This is a genomic window from Helicobacter sp. 23-1045 (assembly GCF_053654655.1).
This window is the reverse complement of record NZ_JBSIUR010000024.1, coordinates 1-7,383: the sequence shown is the minus strand read 5'-3', so window position 1 is coordinate 7,383 and position 7,383 is coordinate 1. Positions and strand designations below refer to the sequence as shown.

At 40.4% G+C, this 7,383-nt stretch carries 11 protein-coding genes; 6 read left to right on the top strand and 5 right to left on the bottom strand.

The window, feature by feature from the left end; genetic code table 11:
- On the bottom strand, positions 1-1,587 hold a 1,587-nt coding region (locus ACWIUE_RS11860), incomplete at its 3' end, for a hypothetical protein (protein ID WP_454136996.1).
- A gap of 145 nt (positions 1,588-1,732) precedes the next feature.
- On the opposite strand from ACWIUE_RS11860, the gene ACWIUE_RS11855 reads away from it, so the two are divergent.
- The 6 genes from ACWIUE_RS11855 (at position 1,733) to rplT (ending at position 4,945) form a co-directional block, all read left to right on the top strand.
- Complete coding sequence (locus ACWIUE_RS11855) at positions 1,733-1,855, top strand: hypothetical protein (RefSeq protein ID WP_454136995.1); 123 nt, start codon at positions 1,733-1,735, stop codon at positions 1,853-1,855.
- Complete coding sequence (locus tag ACWIUE_RS11850; protein WP_454136994.1) at positions 1,842-2,087, top strand: NifU family protein; 246 nt, start codon at positions 1,842-1,844, stop codon at positions 2,085-2,087. The genes ACWIUE_RS11855 and ACWIUE_RS11850 overlap by 14 nt, the downstream gene beginning before the upstream one ends.
- A 95-nt stretch (positions 2,088-2,182) precedes the next feature.
- Complete coding sequence (locus tag ACWIUE_RS11845) at positions 2,183-2,899, top strand: hypothetical protein (RefSeq protein ID WP_454136993.1); 717 nt, start codon at positions 2,183-2,185, stop codon at positions 2,897-2,899.
- Positions 2,896-4,191, top strand: a complete 1,296-nt coding sequence (locus ACWIUE_RS11840; protein WP_454136992.1) for a UDP-N-acetylmuramoyl-L-alanyl-D-glutamate--2,6-diaminopimelate ligase — start codon at positions 2,896-2,898, stop codon at positions 4,189-4,191. The genes ACWIUE_RS11845 and ACWIUE_RS11840 overlap by 4 nt, the downstream gene beginning before the upstream one ends.
- Before the next feature lie 117 nt (positions 4,192-4,308).
- Positions 4,309-4,503: a 50S ribosomal protein L35 gene (rpmI, locus tag ACWIUE_RS11835; protein ID WP_454136991.1), complete on the top strand. Its 195-nt coding sequence runs from the start codon at positions 4,309-4,311 to the stop codon at positions 4,501-4,503.
- A gap of 91 nt (positions 4,504-4,594) precedes the next feature.
- Positions 4,595-4,945 (top strand): 50S ribosomal protein L20, encoded by a 351-nt coding sequence (gene rplT / locus ACWIUE_RS11830; protein WP_454136990.1) that lies wholly within the window; start codon positions 4,595-4,597, stop codon positions 4,943-4,945.
- Between the two features lie 129 nt (positions 4,946-5,074).
- On the opposite strand, the gene ACWIUE_RS11825 is transcribed toward rplT, so the two are convergent.
- From ACWIUE_RS11825 to ACWIUE_RS11810, 4 genes are all read right to left on the bottom strand, one after another.
- The gene (locus ACWIUE_RS11825) at positions 5,075-6,583 is read right to left on the bottom strand and encodes a Na+/H+ antiporter NhaC family protein (protein WP_454136997.1); all 1,509 of its coding nucleotides are present in this window, start codon (positions 6,581-6,583) and stop codon (positions 5,075-5,077) included.
- Positions 6,474-6,818 carry a hypothetical protein gene (locus tag ACWIUE_RS11820; protein WP_454136989.1) on the bottom strand — a complete coding sequence of 115 codons (345 nt, stop codon included), beginning with the start codon at positions 6,816-6,818 and terminating at the stop codon, positions 6,474-6,476. Before ACWIUE_RS11820 ends, ACWIUE_RS11825 begins: the two co-directional genes overlap by 110 nt.
- Entirely contained in the window at positions 6,763-6,969 is a 207-nt protein-coding gene (locus ACWIUE_RS11815; RefSeq protein ID WP_454136988.1) for a hypothetical protein, read from the bottom strand. The genes ACWIUE_RS11820 and ACWIUE_RS11815 overlap by 56 nt, the downstream gene beginning before the upstream one ends.
- Before the next feature lie 44 nt (positions 6,970-7,013).
- On the bottom strand, positions 7,014-7,383 hold a 370-nt coding region (locus ACWIUE_RS11810), incomplete at its 5' end, for a hypothetical protein (protein ID WP_454136987.1).

The window sequence follows — 7,383 nt, the reverse complement described above, 5'->3', positions numbered from 1 at the left end:
GATTTTATCTCTAATAGATATTGACTTAACTTCATTTAAGAAATAAAAGCCATCGATTCGTGCTTTTAAATACATACTATAAATCAAATCTAATTTATAATTTAATCCTAAATTAAGATTCATAGACTTAATATTAAATACTGAATCATCTTTGTCATTAAGATTCGCATAGCTAAATACAAAATGAGTCCCTAACGAATTGTTATTATTTAGCTTACCACTAAATGCCGTTACGAATCCATATTCTAACCCTGATAGATTATATCTACCACTTTCAAAGAAATAATTGTGATTTACAAAGGGGGTTAAAATGAAGTAGTAGTTTTGAGCTGAATTTGGATTTGGATTTGGATTTTGCTTAATCGTGCGTGTGCTTTTGGCTCTTTGTGTATTTTGTGAGTTGGCTAGTAATAATGAATTGCTTTTGTAGAAAAATGATTCGTTTGATTTGAGTGAATCAAATAATGATTCGTCATTCTGAGCGAACAAAGTGAGCGAAGAATCCAAATCACTAGATGCAAAATTACTTGAATCGTAGCGTTGTAAGGGCGAATCTAATTCATTGATTCGCTTATCTATCATTGATTCGGTTATTTCATTAGATTCGTGTGTTTTGGATACTTCGCTACGCTCAGTATGACGAATGGGTTTGGATTGCTTCGGCGATTCTGTCGAATCGCCTCGCAATAACGCACTTCGTTTGATTCGGCGAATCACGCGTTTTCTTGTTGTGCGATTCGTGCCTTTGTATTTATTTGGATAAATCATCGCGTTGCTTATCAAATCAAAATTATTCATCGTGCGAATGTTTGATTTGTATAGAGTGCCGATGGTGCCGTATTGCGGGGTGATTTCTACCTTGAATCCATTTGCGCCACTTTTGGTTAGCGTATAAATGTCATTGTAAGTCGATAAGCGGGAGAAATCCACGCTCAAAGTCGTGTAAGGATTGCCGCCTGTATCCGTAACGAGTTTAGTAATCAAATACTCTTTGCCAAACTCAAAATTTGCGCCAAAGTCAAGCAAGATTTTAGATTTTGCGTCTTTAAATCTCGCGCCATCGCCACTAATCACAAGGTGCGATAATGAAATGACGCCATTAAAAGTATTAAATGTATTAGCATTCTCATCAATCGATAATTTATAATTTTGGATTAGGATTTTTGCGCCATTAGTCGTTGCAAGATTCGTGGTTTGCCGAGAGCCATCATATTTATAAATATTCCCAATCGTGCCTAAATTATTTAGCGTCAGCGTATTTGAGACATTGTGGTCGATACCGCCCATCGTGCCGTAGTTTGTGAGCATATCAATACCGCTAGAATTATTTGCAATCCAAATCATTTTTTCCATAGTGCCACGATTTATAAAATGTTTGATATGTCCCTTTTGGTTAAAAGCGATGGATTGATTGCTATTGCCACGCGTTAGCGTAATGCTCCCATAGTTTGTAAATGTGCCGATTTGAGCCTCAATCGTTATGTCATTTGCGCTTATCTTAAAATCGATATGATTTGTGATTTCAGCGTAAGGTGTCTTTATGGTGCAATCATTGCCATTTTGGCATTTTGGGATAGCGTCTCTCAACTCAATCGCATTTAATAGGCAAAATCCCCCCCCCCCCATAGCAAATGTAATAATATAGCCACTCTACGCATATTTCGCCCCTTTAATCGGTGATTTGTAAATTATATGTTTTGCCAACTTAAACCAACTTAAACAAAGATAATACTTGGCAAAATTCGGGGTGCAATGGCGCAAAAATTTCACATATTTTTGCAAAAATGCAAGTTGTGGCATTTTTATGGTAGAATTATCGCTAAAAAATGCGGAGTTTATAAATGGTGATTTTTAGCGATGATGAGCTTTTAGAGCCTGTGGAGGGCGTTTTGGAGCGACTGCGCCCTAGCATTTTGCTTGATGGCGGGAATATTACGCTTGAATATATCAAAGGTGGCAAGGTTTTTGTGCGATTAGAGGGCGCGTGTAAGGGTTGCCCAAGTAGCAACAATACGCTTAAAAACGGCATTGAGCGCACTTTGCGAAATGAGATTCACCCAGAGATTGAAGTGGTGAGCGTAAATTAGGGATTTTGGGTTAGGAAAAATTTTGATGAAAAAATTACCCACCCCCTTTGTCCCCCTCCGCAAGGGAGGGGGAAGATTATTAAAAAGGCAAATTTTTGGAAAAAGTAAAAGTTTTGGATAGAAAATCGTTGTCATATTTATCGAAGGCAAAAAAGGCGTTTTTGGCAAAGGACTACGCGCTATCACTGCGCCTTTACAATGATTTGACACTTGCTGATGATGAAAACAAAGAGGCAAAAATCGGCGTCCTTTTAAGCGACATAGCCGTTGAAAACGAAGAGCAGGCGCAAAAACTCTTTGAATACTATCAAATCCTAAAATTGCAAAAAATCGCCCACGCAGAGGACAATATCCTAAATATCATAAGCCTTTTGGATAGGAATACAAATCATTTTGCCGAGCTTGTCAATGACTTTGAAAACGCCAAAATTAACGACATTGACGGCATTTTGTATAGCGACTTTAAAAAGCTAGTTCGCGGCAGTAATTTTAAGAAAATCTTTGAATACGCTATGTTTAGCACAAAGATTATTTTCACAAATAAGGGCGATTTCGTGGAGTTTTTGGACTTGCTTGTGGAAAATGATTTTGGCGATGTGGCGATGCAATACATTGAGACGCTAGATTCTGCGAACTTTTATGATAAAAAAATCCAAGATATTCTAAAAAAAGCATTAGAAAACGCAGAATCTAGCGCAGATTCTGCGAAAAACGCAGAATCTACCGCAGAATCTACCAAAAAATCTACCAAATTCGCAGAATCTACCAAAAAATCTGCAAAAATCGCAGAATCTACCAAAGGCAAAAAATGAAAATCGACTTAAAAAATGGCACGAATCTAACGGACAACACGCAAGAAATCGATGAAAATAGCATTTTTGTAAAAACCGCGTTAAATGAAAAATACGCAAAAAATCTGCCCTGCAAAATCATTGCGCCAAATGAGCTAAAAAAATATTTGGCGCATTCGCCCAAAATCATCGGCATTACGGGCACAAATGGCAAAACGACAACGGCAAGTTGCATTTATTCTATGCTACTCACACTTGGGCTAAAAGCCGCACTTATCGGCACTAGGGGCGTTTTTATAAATGATTCGCAAGTCGCACCAAAAGGGCTTACAACGCCCACTCTGCTTGAACTTTACCACTTTATCCACTTGGCAAGTTTGCAAAATTGCGACTTTGTGATTATGGAGGTTAGCTCCCACGCGATAGCTCAAAAGCGCATAGAGGGGCTAAATTTCGCGCTAAAAATTCTTACAAATATCCAAAGCGACCATTTGGATTTTCATAAAACTTTGCAAAATTATATCGATACAAAAAACGCGTTTTTTGCGGACTCTGCGCTAAAACTCATCAATAAGGACTGCGATTTGGCGCGTTTTAATGTCGAAAATGCCTACACTTATGGCATCGAAAATAGCGCGAATCTCAAAGTAGAGGCGTATTGTGCGCGTCCAAATATTCACGCGCTAATTTTGTGGAATAATTTTCGCACCAAAAAAAGCGAAAATGCAAATGTCAAGTCCTGCCTCACAGGCAAATACAATCTTTATAATATCATCGCGGCGATTTCGGCGGTGCGGTTAGTTTTGGCGGATTTGAGTTTGGAGCAAATCGCCGATTCGCTAAATGAATTTGGTGGCGTGGAGGGGCGAATGCAAGTGGTGAATCAAAATCCGCTTGTGGTGGTGGATTTTGCCCACACGGCGGAGGGAATGCAAAATATTTTTGAAGCGTTTTTGGGTGCGAAAATTGTGGTAGTTTTTGGCGCAGGTGGCAATAGAGACAAAACCAAACGCCCCAAAATGGGAAAAGTCGCCGAAATCTACGCACAAAAAATCTACCTTACAAGCGACAATCCACGCAATGAAAAGGCAGAGGACATAATCGCTGAGATTTTAGGCGGGATTAAAAATAAAGAAAAAGTTATCACTCAATCAAATCGCAAAAATGCCATAATCTCAGCACTTGAAGGGCTAAAAAGCGATGAAATTTTGCTAATTTTAGGCAAGGGCGATGAGACTTATCAAATCATAGGGAGCGAAAAAATCCCCTTTGATGATAGGCAAATCGTAAGAGATTTTTACGCAAAATCCTAAAAATGCGCTAGATTCTGCCCCAAAACGCAGAATCTAATTAGATTCTGCGAAAATTAAGCAAATTTTTCAAAAATTTACGATAAAATCGCAACTTTTATTTTTTAAAAAGGAGTGCGAATGCCAAAGATGAAAACAAATCGCGGCGCAGCGAAGCGATTTAAGGTTAAAAAAAATCTTATTAAGCGTGGTTCGGCGTTTAAAAGTCATATTTTAACCAAAAAATCGCCCAAGCGAAAAGCCGGACTAAACGCCCCGCAGTATGTGGATAAGACAAATGAAATGCAGGTGAAAAAACTGCTTTGTTTGGCGTAAGTGTTTTAAAAGAGTTGAGTTAGAATCCCCCGAAATGGGCAAGTTGTAGCAATGCTACCACCGAAATCAAAATTAAGGTAAAGGACAAAAAATGAGAGTAAAAACAGGCGTTGTTCGCCGCAGGCGACATAAAAAGATTTTAAAACTAGCGCGAGGCTTTTACAGCGGGCGCAGAAAGCATTTTAGAAAGGCAAAAGAGCAGTTAGAGCGAAGTTTGTGCTATGCGTTTCGCGATAGAAAGCGCAAGAAGCGAGATTTTAGGCGACTATGGATTGTGCGAATCAATGCGGCGTGCCGAATCAATGATATTAGTTATTCAAAATTTATCCACGGGCTAAAACTTGCAAATATTGATTTGGATAGAAAGATTTTGGCGGATATGGCGGTAGAAAATCCAAGCGCGTTTAGCGAGATTGTGGCAAAGATAAAGGGCACAAAATAGCGATTTTAGATTCTGCGTAGCAGAATCGTGGCAATCCAAATAATTTATCTATTAAATAAAAGCAGATTCTGCGTTTTTGCATAAATCCGCAGAATCTCACACAAAAAAATCAAAAATCCGCAGAATCTGCTATATTTCTAATGGCTTGCTAACCGCCACTTTGCAAAAGTATAAAAAGCCAATCAGCAAGGCGAATCCAATCACATACCCCACGAAAACTCCCCAAAATCCAGCCACCACAAAGCTAATTAGCGCGATTATCGCCACCGCGCAAACATAGGGTAATTGCGTGATAAAGTGGCTTTGCACCGAGCATTCAGCCCCTGTGGCGGATAAAATCGTAGTATCGCTAATAGGTGAGCTATGGTCGCCAAACACCGCCCCCGCCAAAATCGCACTTATGCAAAGCGCAGAATCTACGCTCCCACCGCCATTTGCGCTGATTACTTCTACGCCTATTGGGATTAAAATCGCAAATGTCCCCCAGCTCGTGCCCGTAGCAAAGGCGATAAACGCCGCAATGCAAAATAAAATCGCAGGGGTGAAAACCACCGCATTTGAGTTAAAAAAGTCCCGCCCCACACTCGCCAAATACACGCCCGTCTGCATATCATCGCGAATCACAGGTCCAATCCCCCACGCCAAAACCAAAATCAAAATCGCAGGTAGCATACCTAAAAATCCCGCGCGGATTATGGGCGCGTAATAGGCGACTTTAAGCTGTTTGCGCGAGATAAAAAAGCTCACAATCAGCGTAAATAGCCCGCCAAAAAAAAGCGAAAACGCCGTGCTTGTGTTTGCCAAAATATCCATTAGATTTTGCGAATTGCTCGCACGCCACCCGCTATAAAAAATCATCGCAAAAATCGCCACCATAAGCATTAAAATCGGCACAACCAAAAGCCAAACCGAGCTAGTCGCCCGATGTGCGTGCGATTCACGAAGCTCTTTTACGCCGACATTTACATTTTTTTGCATTGCGCGGAGATTCACTTGCCACAAAATCGTAAAAAACACCGCCACAAGCGCAAACCACGCATAATAATTACTCCAAATGCTTTGCATTAGTAGCACAAAACTATCGCCAAAATCTTTGGGGACATTCTTATCCATCACGCCCAAAATATACGCGCCCCAGCTTGAAATCGGCATTAGAATGCAAATGGGCGCAGAAGTCGAATCGATGATATACGCAAGGCGTTCGCGCGATGATTTATTGGCGTCATTTAGCGATTTGCTGATTTGCCCCACGGTCAGCGCGTTAAAATAATCATCAATAAAAATCACAATCCCCGCCACAAATGCGATAAACTCCGAGCCTTGTGGCGATGAAATGCGCTTGTGCGCCCACGCTACAAAGGCATTCACCGCGCCAGAATACAAAATGAGCTGACTTAAAATGCCTAAAATGATAAGAAATCCAAAAATGTAAATGCTATCTAAATTTGCGCTGATTGCGCCATTTTCGCTTGTGTAGAAAACCCCCGCGATATTTTTATAAATGTAGGGCAAAATCTCAAAAGGCGAATTATAAAATAGCAAAATCCCACCAAGCGCAATCCCGCAAAGCAAGGACAGCGCGACTTTGCGCGTGATAAACACAAGCGCAATCACCACCACAGGCACTAACAAACTCAAAGCCGAATCGCCCAAAAATAATCCTTTTTACAAAAAATAAAATCGCATTTATGAAAAATAAAATCGCAGAATCTACCATTTTTAGACTTAAAATGTGGGATAATTTTTGAGATTTGTAGAATCTCGCACGGCGTTTGAAATGCGAAATATCGCTAGATTCTGTGAATTTGCCTAAATTTTTATGATTCGTAGAATCTAGTGGATTGCCACGACTTGCCTTTGGCAAGTCTCGCAATGACGAAGTTTTTAATTTTTAGATTCTGCGATTCGCATAAAAAAACGCAGAATCTCGCAATGACGGCGTGGGTGGATTGCCACGAGAATTCGCATTCGCTCATTCTCTCGCAATGACGGAGTTTTTCGTGGCAGATTCTGCGTTTTCGCACTAGATTCTGCGATTTTACGAGAATTTCGCAGAATCTAAATGCCTTTAATATTTCCCTGTTCTTCCTCCACTTCTTGTATTCTTCGCTCCGCCGGTGTCGATGCCGTAGTTGCGATTTTCGTCTTTTGCTTCGCCTTTTATGTAGATAAATGCGCTTGTGTTCCACCGCACGCTTGCATTCCAATAGGCATTATAGAGCAAGAAATTTGGCATTGCGGGGATGACTTGCCCTGCGTTGTTTTTCGCTATGCCGTGTCGAATGTTTAGTTTGTAAGTCCCTGCGCCTAAAAAGTTATAGGCGATTTCTTGCATTCCATTTGTCACACCGCTAACGCGCTTTATTGGGGCGTTCCCCAAATTTTCGATTTCTAATTTATCTTGCGTGATTTTCGTGGCGTTATAAGTGCTAAAAGTT

Excerpts from the sequence above, each read along its gene's own strand:
- ACWIUE_RS11850 (WP_454136994.1), top strand. The coding sequence starts at position 1,842 with ATGGTGATTTTTAGCGATGATGAGCTTTTAGAGCCTGTGGAGGGCGTT.
- ACWIUE_RS11840 (WP_454136992.1), top strand. The coding sequence starts at position 2,896 with ATGAAAATCGACTTAAAAAATGGCACGAATCTAACGGACAACACGCAA.
- rpmI (WP_454136991.1), top strand. The coding sequence starts at position 4,309 with ATGCCAAAGATGAAAACAAATCGCGGCGCAGCGAAGCGATTTAAGGTT.
- rplT (WP_454136990.1), top strand. The coding sequence starts at position 4,595 with ATGAGAGTAAAAACAGGCGTTGTTCGCCGCAGGCGACATAAAAAGATT.